Origin of the sequence: Methylomonas sp. EFPC1, from assembly GCF_016925515.1 — a bacterium.
GTDB lineage: Bacteria > Pseudomonadota > Gammaproteobacteria > Methylococcales > Methylomonadaceae > Methylomonas > Methylomonas defluvii.
The window spans coordinates 812459-831508 of the sequence record NZ_CP070494.1 but is presented as its reverse complement, the minus strand read 5'-3'; the positions used below and the strand labels follow the sequence as shown (position 1 = coordinate 831508).

General features: G+C 47.4%; 15 protein-coding genes and 5 tRNA genes. All 20 read right to left on the bottom strand.

Features of this window, described 5'->3' with window-relative positions:
- Positions 1-115 precede the first annotated feature (115 nt).
- Positions 116-4327 (bottom strand): DNA-directed RNA polymerase subunit beta', encoded by a 4212-nt coding sequence (gene rpoC, locus JWZ98_RS03895; protein WP_205453357.1) that lies wholly within the window; start codon positions 4325-4327, stop codon positions 116-118.
- Positions 4328-4388: 61 nt separating this feature from the next.
- Positions 4389-8465, bottom strand: a complete 4077-nt coding sequence (gene rpoB, locus JWZ98_RS03890) for a DNA-directed RNA polymerase subunit beta (protein WP_205453356.1) — start codon at positions 8463-8465, stop codon at positions 4389-4391.
- Positions 8466-8587: 122 nt separating this feature from the next.
- Positions 8588-8956, bottom strand: a complete 369-nt coding sequence (gene rplL / locus JWZ98_RS03885; protein WP_020484796.1) for a 50S ribosomal protein L7/L12 — start codon at positions 8954-8956, stop codon at positions 8588-8590.
- Between the two features lie 46 nt (positions 8957-9002).
- A complete protein-coding gene (gene rplJ, locus JWZ98_RS03880) occupies positions 9003-9497 on the bottom strand; it encodes a 50S ribosomal protein L10 (RefSeq protein ID WP_026147170.1) in 495 nt (164 codons plus the stop codon).
- Positions 9498-9688: 191 nt separating this feature from the next.
- Positions 9689-10384 (bottom strand): 50S ribosomal protein L1, encoded by a 696-nt coding sequence (rplA, locus tag JWZ98_RS03875; protein ID WP_033159598.1) that lies wholly within the window; start codon positions 10382-10384, stop codon positions 9689-9691.
- Positions 10384-10815 carry a 50S ribosomal protein L11 gene (gene rplK / locus JWZ98_RS03870; RefSeq protein WP_020484793.1) on the bottom strand — a complete coding sequence of 144 codons (432 nt, stop codon included), beginning with the start codon at positions 10813-10815 and terminating at the stop codon, positions 10384-10386. Before rplK ends, rplA begins: the two co-directional genes overlap by 1 nt.
- Positions 10816-10914: 99 nt before the next feature.
- Complete coding sequence (gene nusG, locus JWZ98_RS03865) at positions 10915-11448, bottom strand: transcription termination/antitermination protein NusG (RefSeq protein ID WP_205453355.1); 534 nt, start codon at positions 11446-11448, stop codon at positions 10915-10917.
- Positions 11448-11828: a preprotein translocase subunit SecE gene (gene secE / locus JWZ98_RS03860; protein ID WP_033159600.1), complete on the bottom strand. Its 381-nt coding sequence runs from the start codon at positions 11826-11828 to the stop codon at positions 11448-11450. Before secE ends, nusG begins: the two co-directional genes overlap by 1 nt.
- A 37-nt stretch (positions 11829-11865) precedes the next feature.
- Positions 11866-11941, bottom strand: a tRNA-Trp gene (locus JWZ98_RS03855).
- A gap of 34 nt (positions 11942-11975) precedes the next feature.
- On the bottom strand, positions 11976-13166 hold the full coding sequence (tuf, locus tag JWZ98_RS03850) for an elongation factor Tu (protein WP_033156112.1): 1191 nt from the start codon (positions 13164-13166) through the stop codon (positions 11976-11978).
- A gap of 39 nt (positions 13167-13205) precedes the next feature.
- Positions 13206-13281, bottom strand: a tRNA-Thr gene (locus tag JWZ98_RS03845).
- Between the two features lie 18 nt (positions 13282-13299).
- A tRNA-Gly gene (locus JWZ98_RS03840) sits at positions 13300-13373 on the bottom strand.
- 17 nt (positions 13374-13390) lie between these two features.
- A tRNA-Tyr gene (locus JWZ98_RS03835) sits at positions 13391-13475 on the bottom strand.
- A gap of 75 nt (positions 13476-13550) precedes the next feature.
- Positions 13551-14105, bottom strand: coding sequence for an aminoacyl-tRNA hydrolase (gene pth, locus JWZ98_RS03830; RefSeq protein WP_205453354.1), 555 nt, complete (start codon positions 14103-14105; stop codon positions 13551-13553).
- A 22-nt stretch (positions 14106-14127) separates the two neighbouring features.
- The gene (locus tag JWZ98_RS03825; RefSeq protein WP_205453353.1) at positions 14128-14724 is read right to left on the bottom strand and encodes a 50S ribosomal protein L25/general stress protein Ctc; all 597 of its coding nucleotides are present in this window, start codon (positions 14722-14724) and stop codon (positions 14128-14130) included.
- 45 nt (positions 14725-14769) lie between these two features.
- Positions 14770-15723, bottom strand: coding sequence for a ribose-phosphate diphosphokinase (locus tag JWZ98_RS03820; protein ID WP_033156109.1), 954 nt, complete (start codon positions 15721-15723; stop codon positions 14770-14772).
- A 35-nt stretch (positions 15724-15758) separates the two neighbouring features.
- Positions 15759-15833 (bottom strand) — tRNA-Gln (locus JWZ98_RS03815).
- 9 nt (positions 15834-15842) lie between these two features.
- Positions 15843-16709: a 4-(cytidine 5'-diphospho)-2-C-methyl-D-erythritol kinase gene (gene ispE / locus JWZ98_RS03810; RefSeq protein ID WP_205453352.1), complete on the bottom strand. Its 867-nt coding sequence runs from the start codon at positions 16707-16709 to the stop codon at positions 15843-15845.
- Between the two features lie 5 nt (positions 16710-16714).
- Complete coding sequence (gene lolB, locus JWZ98_RS03805) at positions 16715-17284, bottom strand: lipoprotein insertase outer membrane protein LolB (protein ID WP_205453351.1); 570 nt, start codon at positions 17282-17284, stop codon at positions 16715-16717.
- Entirely contained in the window at positions 17281-19005 is a 1725-nt protein-coding gene (locus JWZ98_RS03800; protein WP_240348205.1) for a tetratricopeptide repeat protein, read from the bottom strand. Before JWZ98_RS03800 ends, lolB begins: the two co-directional genes overlap by 4 nt.
- Between the last annotated feature and the right edge of the window lie 45 nt (positions 19006-19050).

The following is a 19050-nucleotide window of genomic DNA, read 5'->3' as shown; positions in this document are numbered from 1 at the left end:
AATAAAGGACTCTGCGCGATCACAGATCAATACAGCTCCGCCCAAACCTATTGGCTGATGTGAGCAGAACATGATACCTTTACAATAGACCTAGGTCAAGCGTTTTTAAGATTCTCTACTCTACATTCAAAGCTTGTTTCAACGCTTCCTCCACATCGACCGCTTCAATGGCCTGGCTAGAAGCTTCTGAACCGGAACCAGAGTCCGCCGCTCTTCTCTTACGTCGTTGTTCATGGTAAGCCAAACCAGTACCCGCGGGTATGAGACGACCAACAATGACGTTCTCTTTTAAGCCATTCAAGCTATCGCTGATACCTCTTACCGCCGCATCTGTCAACACCCGAGTCGTCTCTTGGAACGACGCCGCCGAAATAAATGACTCGGTGGCCAACGATGCTTTCGTGATACCCAGCAACAAAGAATCGTAACTAGCCGGAATCTTACCTTCACGTTCAACTTGGTCGTTCACTAAGTTAATCACGGTACGTTCGACCTGTTCTCCTTTGACGAAATCCGTGTCTCCAGAGGCGGTAATCTCGACTTTTCGGAGCATTTGGCGGATGATTGCCTCAATATGCTTGTCGTTGATTTTTACACCTTGCAGACGATATACATCTTGAATTTCTTTTACCAGGTAGTCGGCCAATTCTTCGATACCGCGCAGTCTTAAAATATCATGCGGGGTCAGCTCACCTTCAGCGATGGTTTCGCCTTTATCAACAAACTCACCCTCGAATACGGTGATATGCCGCCACTTTGGAATTAGGGTTTCGTATTGCTCGCCTTCCGAATCCGTGATGATGACGCGCTGCTTACCCTTAGTTTCTTTACCAAAGGAGACCATACCGGTTGCCTCCGCCAAAATAGCAGGGTCTTTGGTTTTTCGCGCTTCAAACAGATCAGCTACCCGTGGCAAACCACCGGTAATATCCCTCGTTTTACTGGATTCTTGCGGAATTCTCGCTAAAACGTCACCAACCTTTACTTCCCCACCGTCCTTAACCCCAACGATAGCGCCTGCAGGTAAAAAGTATTGAGCTGGAATATCAGTGCCCGGCAAATTGATTTGCCCACCTTGCTCATCAAGAAGACGAACCATAGGCCGTAACTCTTTACCGGCTGAGCTTCTTTGCTTAGGATCCGTAACCACTCGCGAGGTTAAACCAGTGACATCATCTGACTGCTCTTGAACGGTGATCCCGTCCATAAAATCAATCAGCTGAATAAAACCGTCTACTTCGGTGATAACCGGGTGAGTATGCGGATCCCAGTTCACGATAATATCGCCAGCACTGACCGGGCTACCATCACCCACCGACAATACGGCACCGTAAGGAATTTTGTAACGCTCACGCTCACGACCGTAATCATCCATAACCCCAACCTCGCCAGACCGAGATACCGCAACAAGATTGCTCTCTCTGTTCTTGACGGTTTTCAGGTTATTGAGCTTTGCGGTACCGCTGGATTTAACTTGCACGTTGCTAACCGCAGCAGACCGTGAGGCGGCACCACCAATGTGGAAGGTCCGCATCGTCAGCTGAGTACCGGGCTCACCAATCGACTGCGCCGCTACGACGCCCACGGCTTCACCGATGTTAACTAAATGACCGCGCCCTAAATCTCGCCCGTAACATTTGGCACAAACACCTTGCCGCGATTCGCAAGTAATCACAGAGCGCACCAACATCTTGTCAACGCCGTTATCTTCCAGAACCGTGACCAAATTTTCGTCAATCATGGTGCCGGCAGGAATCAGAATATTATTGCCGGCGGGATCGGTTACGTCTATCGCCGCGACTCTTCCCAACACGCGATCAGCCAAAGGCTCAACCACGTCCCCGCCTTCAATAATCGGCATCATGGTCAGACCGTTTTGTGTACCACAATCAGATTCAGCAATCACCAAATCCTGTGCGACGTCGACCAAACGTCGAGTCAAATAACCCGAGTTGGCGGTTTTAAGTGCGGTATCCGCCAAGCCTTTGCGAGCACCGTGGGTTGAAATAAAGTACTGTAATACGTCCAAGCCTTCACGAAAGTTCGCAGTAATCGGCGTCTCAATAATGGAGCCATCCGGTTTAGCCATCAAACCCCGCATACCCGCCAACTGGCGAATCTGTGCGGCGGAACCCCGCGCGCCGGACTCGGCCATCATAAAGATGGAGTTGAACGATTTTTGCTTTACATTCTCGCCTTTTGAGTTGACAACTTCGTCTTCACCCAAACCTTCCATCATTACTTTCGCGACCTGATCATTGGCGCGAGACCAAATATCAACGACCTTATTGTAACGCTCTCCGTCCGTAACCAAACCGGAGGCGTACTGATTTTGAATTTCATTAACCTCGGCGTCGGCGGAACGAATGATGTCAGCTTTCTTGACGGGAATTTCCATGTCTTCGATACCGAAAGACACCCCGGAGCGCGTGGCATATTTAAATCCCAGGTACATGATCTTGTCTGCCAACATCACGGTTTCTTTGATACCGAGATAGCGGTAGCTATAGTTGATCAGCCGGGAAATATTCTTCTTGGTCATGTCGACGTTGACCAATTCGTAAGGCATACCGTCTGGCACAATACCCCAAACGATTGCGCGCCCTACCGTAGTTTTCTTTCTGCTAACTATGGTTTCAAACTCGCCTTCAGGGGTTTTCAATTTCTCGGTGACGCGCACTTCAATTTTACTTTGCAATTCAACAGCTTTAGCGTCAAGCGCTAACATTACCTCTGACAAATCGCCAAATACACTACCCTCGCCTACCGCATTAATTTTCTCACGTGTAATGTAATACAAGCCCAAAACCACGTCCTGGGAAGGATTGATTACTGGCTCACCGTTGGCGGGCGATAAAATATTGTTAGTTGCCATCATCAAGGTACGCGCTTCCAACTGCGCCTCAATAGACAACGGAATATGCACGGCCATTTGGTCGCCGTCGAAGTCGGCGTTGAACGCACTACAGACCAAGGGATGCAACTGAATGGCTTTACCTTCGATCAAAATCGGCTCAAATGCTTGGATACCTAATCTATGCAACGTCGGAGCACGGTTTAGTAATACCGGATGCTCACGAATTACTTCTTCAAGAATATCCCATACTTCCGCACCTTCACGTTCCACCATTTTCTTGGCTGCTTTGATCGTCGTCGCTAAGCCACGCAACTGCAATTTGCTGAATATGAAAGGTTTAAACAACTCCAAAGCCATTTTTTTCGGCAAACCGCACTGATGGAGCCTTAATGTCGGCCCCACCACGATAACCGACCGTCCGGAATAATCGACGCGCTTGCCCAACAAGTTCTGCCGGAAACGACCTTGCTTACCTTTGATCATATCGGCCAAAGATTTCAAAGGACGTCTGTTGCTACCGGTGATAGCACGACCGCGGCGACCGTTATCCAACAAGGCATCGACCGCCTCTTGCAGCATGCGTTTTTCGTTGCGAACGATGATGTCAGGCGCGTTCAAATCCAGCAAGCGTGTTAAGCGATTATTTCTGTTGATTACCCGACGATATAAATCATTCAAATCGGACGTTGCAAAACGGCCGCCGTCCAGCGGCACCAATGGGCGCAACTCGGGTGGCAATACTGGCAACACCGTCATAATCATCCATTCCGGACGATTATTAGAAGCCAGCAAAGAATCGATAACTTTCAGACGTTTCGAATATTTTTTGATTTTTGTATCGGAATTCGTCGCGTTGATTTCTTCACGTAGCGTGTTGATTTCTTCTTTTAAATCAATCGATTTGAGCAAATCATAGATCGCCTCGGCACCCATTTTTGCAACGAAATCGTCGCCGTGTTCTTCAACAGCGTTCAAATATTCTTCGTCGGTCAGAAGCTGGCCTTTCTCCAACGGAGACATGCCCGGATCGATCACGACGAATGTTTCAAAATACAATACCCGTTCGATCGAACGCAATGTCATATCCAATAGCAAAGCAATCCGGGAAGGCAGTGATTTCAGAAACCAAATATGCGCCACCGGGCTGGCCAAATCGATATGGCCCATTCGTTCGCGGCGAACTTTAGACAAGGTAACTTCGACGCCGCATTTTTCGCAGATGACGCCGCGATGCTTTAGGCGCTTGTATTTACCGCACAAGCACTCATAGTCGCTGATGGGTCCAAAAATCTTGGCGCAAAACAAGCCGTCACGTTCCGGTTTAAAGGTGCGGTAATTGATTGTCTCAGGCTTTTTCACTTCACCATAAGACCATGAACGAATCATGTCCGGCGAAGCCAATCCAATCCGGATATTGTCAAAATCATCTGTGCGACCTTGACGTTTTAAGAAATTCATTAAATCTTTCAAGAGCTTATCCCCTTTAAATGTTATCCGATATTGTCCAGAATCTATCTCACAAAGAACAGAATTAGTCTTGTTCCATTTCGATATTCACTGCCAGCGAACGAATCTCTTTCACTAAGACATTGAATGATTCCGGCATGCCGGCTTCCATTGAATGGTTGCCATCGACAATGTTTTTATACATTCTGGTTCTGCCTGTCACGTCATCGGATTTGACCGTCAACATTTCTTGCAATGTGTACGCGGCGCCATAAGCTTCCAGGGCCCAGACCTCCATCTCACCAAAACGCTGACCACCGAATTGCGCTTTACCGCCCAACGGTTGCTGCGTTACCAAACTGTAAGGGCCGGTCGAACGCGCATGCATTTTGTCGTCCACCAAGTGATTCAGTTTCAGCATATACATGTAACCCACAGTAACTTCACGCTCAAACGGCTCGCCTGTTAGGCCATCGTACAGTACGGTTTGCCCGTGCTCCGGTAAATCGGCCAAACGCAACATGGTACGAATATCTTCTTCCGAAGCCCCGTCGAAGACCGGCGTCGCCATCGGTACACCGGCAACCAAGTTGACCGCCATCTCTAGAATTTCTTTATCGGTAAACGAATTCAGATCTTCCTTTCGGCCGCTGCAATTGTAAATTTTCTCCATGAAACCACGTATTTCCGCGACTTTTGCTTGAGCTTCCAGCATCTTACCGATCTTGATACCCAAGCCTTTAGATGCCCAACCCAAATGCGTTTCCAACACCTGACCAACGTTCATCCGCGATGGTACGCCAAGAGGATTTAACAAAATGTCGACGGGGTTACCGTCAGCGGTATACGGCATGTCTTCAATCGGCACGATTTGGGAGATAACCCCCTTGTTACCGTGACGGCCGGCCATCTTGTCGCCCGGCTGAATACGTTTTTTAACAGCCAAATAAACTTTGACCATTTTCAACACGCCCGGCGCCAAATCGTCGCCCATGGTGATTTTTTTCTTTTTCTGCTCGAAACGCTCGTCGAATTCTTTACGTTGCTGCTCGACATGCTCGGCAACGGTCTCCAATTGCACGTTGACATCTTCGTCTTGTGTGCGGATTTTCAACAACTCGGAAGGCACCAAGCCATCCAGATAATCAGCGGTAATTTCTTCGCCTTTTTTCAAACCATTCGGACCCTTTTCGGCTTTTTTACCCGCTAACAAGGTTTTTACCCGAGCGAAAATATCGTGCTCGACGATTTTCAGCTGGTCATCCAAGTCCTTCCGGTAACGCTTAATTTCCGCGTCTTCGATTTCCAGAGCTCGCTTGTCTTTTTTCACACCATCACGAGTGAAAACCTGAACATCGATTACAGTACCGCGAACATTGCCCGGCACACGTAGCGACGTGTCTTTCACATCGGCTGCTTTTTCGCCGAAGATGGCTCTCAGCAATTTCTCTTCTGGCGTTAATTGCGTTTCACCTTTCGGCGTCACTTTACCCACTAGAATGTCACCGCCCTTCACTTCCGCACCGACGTATACAATCCCGGATTCATCCAATTTGGATAAGGCTTCTTCACTAACGTTTGGAATATCCGCAGTAATTTCTTCCGGACTGTGCTTGGTTTCGCGAGCTACGCAGGTTTTTTCTTCGATATGAATAGTCGTAAAACGATCTTCCTTTACTACTCGCTCAGACACCAAAATGGAGTCTTCGAAGTTATAGCCATTCCAGGGCATGAAGGCTATCAACATGTTTTGACCCAGGGCCAATTCGCCGATGTCGGTCGAAGGGCCGTCCGCCAAAATATCGCCGGCTCTGACTATGTCGCCGAGTTTAACCAGTGGTTTTTGGTTGATACAGGTGTTTTGGTTAGAACGGGTATATTTAATCAAGTTGTAGATATCCACGCCTGGCACACCCGCAACGGTCTCTTCGTCATTCGCACGTACTACGATACGCCCCGCATCAACCGCTTCGATACGACCGCCACGAGTTGCTACCACGGTTACACCCGAGTCTTTCGCGACGACACGCTCCATACCTGTACCGACCAAAGGCTTCTCTGCACGCAAAGTGGGAACCGCTTGACGTTGCATGTTCGAACCCATCAACGCCCGGTTCGCGTCGTCATGCTCCAAGAACGGAATGATGGATGCCGCCACGGATACGATCTGCTTGGACGATACGTCCATATATTGCACGGTTTCGGACGAAGCCAAGGTGAATTCGTCTTTGTAACGGCAAGACACCAAGCCTTCAACCAATTTGCCGCTTTCGTCCACCGCCACGCTGGACTGCGCGATAACGTATTCGCCTTCTTCAATTGCGGAAATATAGTCGACCTGATCGGTTACTTTACCGTCGACTACTTTCCGGTAAGGCGTCTCCAGGAAGCCGTATTCATTGGTCCTGGCATAGACCGACAATGAGTTAATCAAACCAATGTTCGGACCCTCCGGTGTTTCGATAGGGCAAACTCGACCATAGTGAGTGGTGTGAACGTCACGAACCTCGAATCCAGCGCGCTCTCTGGCTAAACCGCCAGGACCCAGTGCCGAAACCCGACGCTTGTGGGTGACTTGCGATAACGGATTGTTTTGGTCCATAAATTGCGACAACTGGCTGGAACCAAAGAATTCCTTGACTGCCGCAGAAACAGGTTTAGCGTTGATGATTTCCTGCGGCATATAGCCCTCAGAATCCGCCAAGGTCAATCGCTCTCTGACAGCCCGCTCGACTCTAACCAAACCGATGCGGAACTGGTTTTCGATCATTTCGCCAACAGATCGTACACGCCTGTTACCCAAATGGTCGATATCGTCCACGGTACCGTTACCATTTCTGATTTTGATCAGTTCTTTCAGAACATCGATGATGTCTTCTTTGCTTAGCGTGCCCGGGCCTTCGGTTTCTTCACGCCCCAATCGACGATTGAATTTCATCCGACCAACGGCGGATAAGTCGTAACGTTCGTCAGTAAAGAACAGGTTTTCGAATAGGTTTTCCGCAGACTCTACGGTAGGCGGCTCACCAGGACGCATCATTCTGTAGATTTCCACCAAGGCTTCCAAGCGATTTGTGGTGGTGTCCAGGCGCATCGAATTGGAGATGTAAGGACCTCTATCCAAATCGTTAACATACAGTGTATCGATCTCGCGAACACCCGCATCGATCAACTTCTGCAATAAATTGTCGGTGATTTCGTCATTAACACTAGCCAACAGCTCGCCGGTAGATGTATCGACAACATTGTGGCCTAGAATTTTTCCGTACAAATAGTCCCTAGGCACTTCGATTTCAGTGACACCGGATTTTTCCAGCTGGCGAACATGTTTGGCAGTAATTCTGCGCCCCTCTTCGATAACGACGTTACCGTCGTGCTTAATATCGAAAACAGCCATTTCACCACGCAACCTATCCGGGATCACGTGAAACATTAATTTTTCGGCGCTCAATGAGAACTTGTTGGTTTCGAAGAAAATTTTGATCATTTCTTCGTTTTCATATCCCAAAGCCCGTAACAAAATAGTCGCCGGAATTTTTCTCCGTCTGTCTATACGCACGTAAACGGCGTCTTTATGATCAAATTCGAAATCCAACCATGAACCACGATAAGGAATTACCCGTGCGTTGAACAGCAACTTACCGGACGAATGGGTTTTACCTTTGTCATGGTCGTAAAATACACCGGGCGATCTGTGCAACTGCGACACAATGACCCGTTCAGTGCCGTTAATCACGAACGTACCGTTGTCGGTCATCAGAGGCAGTTCACCCATGTAAACTTCCTGCTCTCTAATATCCTTAACGACTTTGGTATTAGCAGGCGCGTCTTTATCATAAATAACTAGACGCACTAAAACACGCAACGGCGCTGAAAATGTAGCGCCACGCTGTTGACACTCTCTTACATCGAATGCGGGTTCCCCCAAGCGATATTTAACATACTCCAATACGGCATAGCCTGAATGACTTACTACCGGAAAAACACTGGAGAATGCGGCATGCAGCCCTTGATTGCGCCGTTTATCCGGATCTATGCCGGACTGCAAAAAATTTGCATACGAATCAATTTGTGTTGCCAAAAGATAGGGAACTTCCAATACTTCGGAACCCTTCCCAAAATTATTACGGATACGCTTTTTTTCGGTAAAAGAATAGGCCATATTGCTTCTATACCTTCGTCGTCAGAGATTATTTACTACTGTTTTAGAAACAGTAAAAGGCCGACGGCAAAATGCCGTCAGCCCGGTTTGATAGGCTTATGCCTGGTATGCAGTCAAGATGCTTATTTGATTTCGGCAGTTGCGCCAGCTTCTTCAAGCTCTTTTTTCGCCGCTTCGGCTTCGGCTTTGTTGACACCTTCTTTAACAGTAGTAGGTGCGCCTTCAACAGCGTCTTTCGCTTCTTTCAAGCCCAAGCCTGTCAAACCGCGAACCGCTTTAATAACCGCTACTTTGTTTTCGCCGAAGCCGGTCAAGATAACATCGAACTCGGTTTGCTCTTCAACAACAGCCGCCGCTACAGGAGCTGCAACCGCTACTGCCGCAGCAGCAGAAACGCCAAACTTTTCTTCCATCGCTGAAATCAGATCAACGATTTCCATCACAGTCATGTTAGAGACTGCTTCCAAGATGTCTTGTTGTGAAATTGCCATTGTATATTCCTCTAAAATTAATGAGTTTTAACTGGTTAACGCGAGATTATGCCGCTTCTTTCTCGTCTCTGATTGCAGCCAGAGTACGTGCGAGTTTCTCAACCGGTGCTTTCATGACCGACATCAGCATACTGATACCTTGATCACGGGTTGGCAATCTTGCCAATCTATCTAGCTCCGATCCATCAAAAGCCTGACCACCGATTGCCACTACTTTCGCGATCAGTTTGTTATGGCCTTTGGAGAATTCGCTGATGAGCCGTGCAGCGCAGCCTGGATCTTCCATGGAAAATGCCAGTATTAAAGGACCGACCAGCCCTTCCTGCATACATTCAAACTCAGTCCCAGCGACAGCACGTTTAGCCAGTGTATTTTTGACTACGCGCAAATAAACGCCCGTTTCTCTCGCGGTTTTACGCAGTTCCGTCAATTCGGTAACTGTCAGACCCCGATATTCCGCAGCGATCGCGGAATGGGCTTTAGCGGCGAATTCAGCAACTTCCTCTACGACAACTTTTTTGCTATCTAAATTGAGTGCCACATCTACCTCCGGTACTTTCCGATTATCCATCGGATCTATGAAACGCATCTTTCGATGCCCCTTTCACGGTCCCTTTCACCAACTTTGCGGCTCCAGCTCCCGTCTGCGTAGGAAAATTAAGCTTTCGCACCTACGGTCTTTGACGGTTGCCGATAACTCGGCAACCCAAAGCCTTACAACTTGTTAAATTCTTAAATGTCGATACTGCCTTGATCGATCCACAAGCCAGGACCCATGGTCGAGGACAATGCAATCTTTTTCAAATAGACGCCTTTGGCAGCCGTCGGTTTAGCTTTTTTAAGATCTGAAATCAAAAACTCCAAATTTTGTTTGAGCGCAGTTTCATCGAAAGATACTTTACCGATAGAGCAATGAATAATGCCTGATTTATCTGTGCGGTATCTGACCTGCCCTGATTTGGCATTTTTAACTGCTGTTACAACGTCAGGCGTTACGGTACCTACTTTCGGGTTTGGCATCAGGCCTCTTGGGCCTAAGATTTGACCTAATTGACCCACTACACGCATTGCATCAGGTGAGGCAATTACCACATCAAAGTTCATTTCGCCGCGTTTTACTTGCTCAGCTAAATCGTCCATACCAACGATGTCCGCGCCCGCTTCGCGAGCCGCATCCGCATTTGGGCCTTGCGTAAATACAGCAACTCTTACTGTTTTACCGGTACCGTTCGGTAACACGGAAGCGCCACGAACGTTCTGATCAGATTTACGAGGATCAACACCCAAGTTAACACTCACATCCACAGACTCATCAAACTTGCTATTGGCAAACTCTTTTAATAGTGCTACAGCTTCGGCAACCGAATATTGTTTGCTTCTAACTACCTTTTCTTTGATAGCCTTTGCTTTTTTAGTTACTTTTGCCATTACACGCCCTCCACGTTCAAGCCCATGCTGCGAGCACTTCCCGCAATAATTCTTATGGCCGCTTCCAAATTAGCTGCGTTCAAATCTTCCATTTTGGTTTTAGCGATTTCTTCCAACTGCGCACGTGAAACTGTGCCAACTTTATTAGAATTGGGCTTGCTGCTTCCGCTTTTAATACCCACTGCTTTTTTCAACAATACTGACGCTGGCGGAGTCTTGGTAATGAAAGTGAAGCTTTTATCGCTATAAACCGTGATAACAACCGGCAAAGGCAGACCTTTTTCGACTTCCTGAGTTCTTGCATTAAATGCCTTGCAGAACTCCATAATATTGACACCACGCTGACCCAATGCAGGACCAATTGGTGGACTAGGGTTAGCCTCACCTGCTTTAACTTGCAGCTTGATGTACGAATCAATTTTTTTTGCCATTTTATACTCCTAATGGGTGCAAACGCTTTTCAGCTCCCCAACAAACAAAAATCCCGGCCATGCAAATGACAGGGATTCATAAAAATCTCAAATTGTAGGCTAGACTTTTTCAACCTGTCCAAATTCTAATTCAACCGGTGTAGATCGACCAAAAATAAGAACCGATACGCGCAACCGGCTTTTCTCGTAATTGACTTCTTCTATATTGCCGTTAAAGTCTTTAAATGGACCATCGGCAATCCGAACAACTTCCCCAACTTCGAACAGTACTTTGGGCCGTGGCTTATTCACACCCTCTTCGACACGATTTAATATTGCCATTGCTTCCTTTTCTGAGATTGGTGACGGCCTATCTGATGCCCCGCCTATAAAGCCCAATACCCTAGGAACATTTCTTACTAAATGCCATGTTTCGTCATTCAATTCCATTTGCACAAGCACGTATCCGGGAAAGAATTTCCTTTCACTTTTACGCTGCTGACCCATGCGCATTTCAACAACTTCTTCAGTAGGGACCAGAATTTTTCCAAAAAACTCTTCCAGCCCTTCGCGTTTTATACGCTCTTCAAGAGCCTGCTTGACTTTATTTTCAAAATTGGAATACGCATGAACGACATACCAGCGAAGCGACATTATTTAATCCCCTGGCTCATCAAAAGCTGAACACCCCAAAACAAAAACATATCTAGCAACCACAGTATTAAGCCGACTATGAATACCATCAAAAACACCATCAGCGTAGTACGAACCGCCTCGTCTTTAGTGGGCCACACTATCCTTTTGAATTCCTGCTTGGACTCCAGCATAAAGCCCCATAGACCGCGACCCTTAGCAGTAGTAAAAGCAACAGCTATAGCAGCCGCTAAAACAGCCACCAAAACTAAAACGCGGTAAAGAAGCTGCAAATCAGAAAAATAATAGAACGCTGATATGCCGACAACAACAAAAACCAAAGATAAAGCTAACTTTACGATGTCCACCACTGAGGAGACTTCTTCTGCCTGTGCGTTCATTTAGTCAACTTGAATTAAATTATGAAGATTTTCTGAATGGCAGGCCAGGAGGGACTCGAACCCCCAACTTGCGGTTTTGGAGACCGCTGCTCTACCAATTGAACTACTGACCTATTCAGAAAATATTTTTTGAATCAAAAACGGCTATTACTCGATAATAGAAGCAACAACACCCGCACCCACGGTGCGACCACCTTCGCGAATCGCAAAACGCAAGCCGTCTTCCATCGCAATCGGTGAGATAAGTTTTACGGTAACGGCGATGTTATCGCCAGGCATTACCATTTCCACGCCTTCGGGCAGATCGACTGCACCGGTCACGTCTGTGGTTCTGAAGTAGAACTGCGGACGGTAGCCGTTGAAGAACGGGGTATGACGACCACCCTCTTCTTTAGACAGCACATATATTTCTGCTTTAAAGTGAGCATGTGGCTTGATGGTATTCACATGCGCCAATACTTGACCACGTTCCACGTCTTCTCTTTTAGTACCACGCAACAGTACACCGACGTTATCGCCCGCTTGACCTTGATCAAGCAATTTGCGGAACATTTCTACACCTGTGCAGGTTGTTTGAACGGTATCTTTGATGCCGACGATCTCGACGGCTTCGCCTACTTTGATGATGCCCCGCTCAACACGTCCGGTTACTACGGTACCGCGACCTGAAATTGAGAACACGTCTTCGATAGGCATCAAGAATTTGCCGTCGATCGCACGCTCTGGCTCAGGAATGTAACTGTCCAACGCTTCAACCAAGCGAACTACGGATTGTACACCAATTTCACTTTGCTCGCCTTCTAAAGCTTTCAATGCGGAACCAACGATAATGGGCGTGTCGTCTCCTGGGAATTCGTATTGATTCAACAGCTCGCGAATTTCCATTTCAACCAGCTCAATCAACTCAGCGTCATCTACCATATCGGCCTTGTTCAAGAACACAACAATGTAAGGCACACCGACTTGACGTGACAACAGAATGTGCTCGCGCGTTTGTGGCATAGGACCGTCCGCAGCAGAGCAAACCAAAATCGCGCCATCCATTTGGGCAGCACCGGTAATCATGTTTTTAACGTAGTCAGCGTGACCAGGGCAGTCAACGTGGGCATAGTGGCGGTTGGCTGATTCGTACTCTACGTGTGACGTAGAAATGGTTATACCGCGCGCACGTTCTTCCGGGGCGTTGTCGATTTGATCAAAAGCCTTAACTTCGCCGCCTTGCAGCTCCGCCATGACTTTTGTTAATGCCGCTGTCAATGTCGTTTTACCGTGGTCAACGTGACCAATGGTGCCTACGTTTACGTGCGGTTTCTTTCTTTCAAATTTTTCTTTAGCCATTTTGAAACACCCTAACTACGACAAAAACAAACCTAAATCTGGAGCTCATAACCGGATTTGAACCGGTGACCTCTTCCTTACCAAGGAAGTGCTCTACCTACTGAGCTATATGAGCGAGTAATTTACCCCGAAATGGAGCGGGTGATGGGAATCGAACCCACGCAATCAGCTTGGAAGGCTGGAGTTCTACCATTGAACTACACCCGCAGATCCCATAAATTTGGTGGTGGAGGGGGGAGGATTCGAACCTCCGAAGGTAGAACCGGCAGATTTACAGTCTGATCCCTTTGGCCGCTCGGGAACCCCTCCGTTACTTATTCGATCAATTATCCTTATTTCAAAAACCCCAGTCAAGTGTTTTTTTTAATTCAGCTGAAGTAACAATCAAGCTCCAATTGAATTCAAATCACCCAAAACCAACGCATCCATGCTTTTCGCTAACTCGCCAAACAAACCCAGCATTCGAGCCTGACCATCACAAGACAAACTGGACAACACATAGTCCGCCACACCCACCCCCGCGACAGGACGACCTATACCAATTCTCAACCTGTAGAAATCACGGGTGTCGATATGAGCAATAATGTCACGCAACCCGTTATGCCCACCGTGCCCCCCGTCTTTTTTTATCTTGACGACTCCCTCGGGAAGCTCAAGCTCATCATGAACCACAAGCATTTCTTCGGACTTAAACTTGTAATACCGCAAAAACTTACCGACAGACAGGCCACTTTTATTCATAAAAGTCATCGGCTTTAGCAATACAAGCCCGTATCCGCCAATATTGCATTCAGCCACCTCACCGGAAAACTGACTACTGCTCGACCAACCAGCACTAGCAAGCCCCGCCAGATACTCCACAAACAAAAACCCGGCATTGTGCCGGGTTTTTTCGTACTGCCGCCCAGGATTACCCAGACCAACAATCAGCTTAATCATTCAAACAAGACTTCAAACACTATTAGTCAGCAGATTCCACAGATCTTGGCTTGACTATTTGAGCAACCGGATGATCATGCTCAGCACCATGCTGCAACGCTGCAATCTCAACACCAGTCGGCAAAATCAAATCAGACAAATGTATTGTCGAACCAATATCCACACTAGCCAAATCTACTTCAATGAATTCCGGCAAAGCAGAAGGCATACACAACACCTCCACATCAACCATTGCATGATTGACCAAACCACCTTTTTTAACGCCTACCGAAATAGCCTCATTGATAAAATGCAAAGGAACATGAACCTTCAATTTATGCGTTTCATCAACCCGCATAAAGTCCATATGCAACACTATCGGCTTTGCAGGGTGCCTTTGTATATGTTTAAGAACAGCTTTTTCTGTTTTTCCGTCGATTTTAAGATCAAGCACATGGGAATAAACGGCCTCATGCACCAAATGCTTAACCACTTCATTATGATCCAGCAACAACATCTCAGGAGCACCACTACCACCATATACTACTGCCGGGACCTTACCCTGACGACGAACAACTTTGGCCGCGCTACTACCCGAGGCACTGCGAGCTTCTGCAACAAATTCAAACACGTTAGCCATTTTTTTCTCCAAAAGCTTGTTCCACAAGCACTACTTTAATTCTTATCAGTCAACATAAAGCGAGCTTACAGACTCGCCCACCGCTATTCGACGTATTGTTTCTGCCAACATTTCCGCAACGCTTAGCTGCCTAATCTTATCAATCCCGGACAATTCTGTAGTTAACGGTATCGTATCTGTAACTACCAATTCATCAAGAACGGAATTTTTAACATTTTCCGCGGCCGCACCAGACAACACCGGATGAGTACAGTATGCAACAACCTTTTTGGCACCATTTTTCTTGAGCGCGCCTGCCGCATGACACAAAGTACCCGCCGTATCAACCAAGTCATCCACCATGACACAGGTACGCCCCTCTACATCGCCGATGATATGCATTATCTCCGACACATTCGGACGCGGCCTTCGCTTGTCGATTATCGCCAAATCAGCATCACCCAGACGCTTTGCAATGGCTCTAGCCCTCACAACACCACCAACATCCGGCGAAACCACAATCAAATCTTCGTATTCTTGCCGCCAAATATCACCTAGCAAAATTGGCGAAGCATACACATTATCAACCGGAATCCCAAAGAATCCCATGATTTGATCTGCATGCAAGTCAACAGTCAACGCCCTGTCAGCCCCAGCATTACCTATCATATCCGCAACCAATCTTGCAGTAATGGGCACCCTAGCCGACCTCGAGCGCCTATCTTGCCGCGCGTAACCATAATACGGCATAACGGCTGTTATTCTCGCCGCAGACGCTCGCCTCATAGCATCGATCATTACCAACAATTCCATTAGATTTTCATTGGTAGGCGCGCAGGTAGGCTGTATGACAAATACATCCCTACCCCTAACATTTTCTTCTATCTCAACAAAAATCTCGCCATCACTGAAACGACCAACCGTGGCCATGCCGAGGCGCATATTGAGCTTCTTCACAATACCTTCAGACAACGCCTTATTGGCATTCCCGGAAAATACCATTACCGAGGCCTCACGCATTCAAGCACTCCTAAGGAACTATTGTGTGGAGATTATGGCTGGGCTGCAAGGATTCGAACCTTGGTATGCGAGGATCAAAACCTCGTGCCTTACCGCTTGGCGACAGCCCATTAAATTGATTAAACAGATCCTTGTCTTAATTTTTCATGCAGAGGCGAAACATTAAGTCCTCGAGCCAAATAAACTAACCAACTCTGACTCAACACAGAAAATGCCTCACGCGCCGACTCTTCCGAATCGAACTGGGCAAACACACAAGCCCCAGTCCCCGTCAATCTTGCTTCTGCATATTGAGATAATGCATCCAATGCATTACTCACCGGCTTATATAACTTGCTAACGACCGGAAGGCAATCATTCCGCCAATCGCCTGCAATGAAGTCGCGCATTGTGATGGGTTTGCTATCTCTTGTCAACTCTTCCGTCAAAAAAATCTGTTTCGTGTTCACATGACAATCCGGCTTGATTACCACGACCCATTGTTCCGGAATCGTTATGGACTTTAATTCCTCACCAACACCCTCACCCCAAGCGGTGTATCCATAGACAAAAACAGGCACATCGGCGCCAAGCTGCAAGCCCAACTCCATCAATTTTTCTAATGGTAAATGCAGATTCCACAACCTATTCAGCACCACCAGCGTAGTAGCAGCATCGGAACTACCACCACCCAAGCCACCACCCATAGGCAGATTCTTTTCGACATCGATACACACCCCGGACGCACACCCAGTATATTGTCTCAATAAGTTGGCGGCACGAACGGTTAAGTCTTCGTGTTCCGGGACACCAGGAATCGGATGACGCAAATAAACCCGGCCATTTTCCGCTGGATAAAATGTTATCCAGTCACACAAATCAATAATCTGAAATACTGTTTGCAGCAAATGATAGCCATCTGGGCGACGCCCGGTGATTCTCAGCATTAGATTCAACTTAGCCGGCGCAGGCCATTTCTCACCCCAACCCACCACCTGTTCTTGCATTCCCGTCACGACAAATCCCATTGATCCACTATTAATTTGATTCTTGTCTTATCTTTTTCCGCATTGATTTTTCTCGGCAGTACTAAGGCGTTAACATGCTGGATTTCTCTGAAACCAACCCGCCACCCAGACTGAAAAAATCCATCAACCTGCTCGACAAACGACTGCTCCGGATCAGGCAAGCCAAGCACCCAATACCTCAAAGCGCTCACTGGAATCGCGACACCTAACTGCTCCGCCAGCACCTCTTCTGCAGGCCCGCGAAATTCTTTGTGATTGTCGCCGTCATCCACCGCTACGAAATCAGCTTCGACAGTTATCATCAGCTTACCCTGAGCCAATGGCCCCGAAAGCTCAATATCATCTCTCCCTGAGCGATGCCGCCAACTCACCGACGCAGAAAACGAATCCTTCTCATCAGCCAGAGCCAATCGCCCCTCAAAATACCATTGCTGTTGCTGTTGCAACACCCTCATATCTTGCAAACGATAAGTACCTTCAGGCTTCTCAGACAATAAAGAACAGCCAGACAAGAACGCCACAGCCAACAAAAATACACTGCCTTTAAAAATCATTGCCCGTTTTGCAAAAAGCGTTTTTTAAACTCCAACAAATATTCGTCATCAGGAGATTTTTTATAAACACTGTCGAAAAGCTCTTTTGCTTCCTTTTTCTCACCTAAGGACCAAAGCACTTCTGCAATATGCGCGGCAATTTCATTTTCCGGCTGCTTCTCGTAGGCTCTACGCAAAAATTCCAGCGCCCGCTCAGGCTTTCCAAGCTTAAACTGCAACCATCCGTAGCTGTCTATTACCACTGCCTCATCGGGCTGCAAACTGAGAGCGCGCTCCAAATATTTGGCCGCCTCCTCATAGCGTTGCGTTCTATCGGTCAACGTATAACCCAACGCATTAAGCGCCCCTACATCGTCCGGCTTTTTCTCTAAAATTTTTTGCAGGTCGGATTCAAGTACATCCAGCTTATCCAAACGCTCGGCAACCAATGCCCGGGCATATAGCACTTCGCGATTATCGGGCATGTCTTTTAAAGCCAGTGTCAGAACATCAAAAGCTTCCTGGTATTTACCCAATTGATTGTAAAGCTCTGCCTTAACCATCAAGACCCGCAAATGCTGCTCAGGATATTTGTTATCCATGCGTTTGATGCGCGCCTCAATCTCGTCGAAGCGTTTTTGATTCATCAACAAAGACACCGCCGCCATATCCGCGTCGAATGCGTAATTGCCGTCGCTCACCCGATCAAACCAATTTAACGCCTTATCCGGATGCTGTTGATCAACTTCAATCTTACCCAAATAAAAACTAGCTTGCCCTTCCCACTCGGGATTATTCAGCAACTTCTCAAGTACGTTTTCAGCCTTATCGATCTGACCTTGCTGCATATACACCAAAGCCATGGTAAACAGCGTTTCAGCATCATCCGGCTTGTCTTCCAACACATTCTGGCAAAGCTTTATCGCATCGTCATAGTCGTGACCGTTAACCAACACCTCTAACAACATCTTTCTCAGCATTTTATCTTCTGGAGCAGCCTTAAGCGCTTTTTCCAAAGAGGCGCGCGCCTTGGTCAAGTCGCCGGAGCGTCCGGCCAGCTGTGCCTGCAAGATCACAGCCTTATTCCAATCAGGCTGGATTAACAATGCTTGATTAACTTTCTGCTGGGCCAACTCGTTATTTTGCAGAACCGACGCCAAAACTGCCTGCAAGAAAAACACACTGGCTTGATTAGGATGCTCAACAGCCAACTCTTCCAACACGTCGTAGGTAAATTGTGTGCGACCTTCTTTTTCCATCAACTTGGTCATTTCCAGCACACCAGCCTCAAAACCGGCCGGATCATCTGCCAGCATGGCATTGAGATTTTCTAAAGCCGCCTTTTGATCTGAATTTTTGATCGCCAATAACACGGCAAACTTTCTCGCCGCCAAATTTTTACCGTCTTTGGACAACCAAACCGTCAAGGCCTCGCGGGTACGCTGCTCATCTTTCAAAAACAAACCGATTTTCACGGCCCGCTCCGCAATCCGCGGATCATCAACTCGCTTAGCGGCTTGCAAATAAGCATCCATGGCCAAATGATACTGATTGCGCTGCCCTGCCAATTCGGCGGCCATCAGCAAATACAGCACCTCTTCGTCGATCACCGTATTGCGGTTAACTCTGCTTTCCAAACCCTCCGGCTTGGCTGGCACACCTTCTGCGTCAGGCTCTTTCTCAGGAGAAACCGCACATCCTGACATCGATAAAAACATTGCTATGGCTATCCATTTTTTCATGCAATCAATTGACCCACTTTTGAAAAACTATTGACGATAGATTAC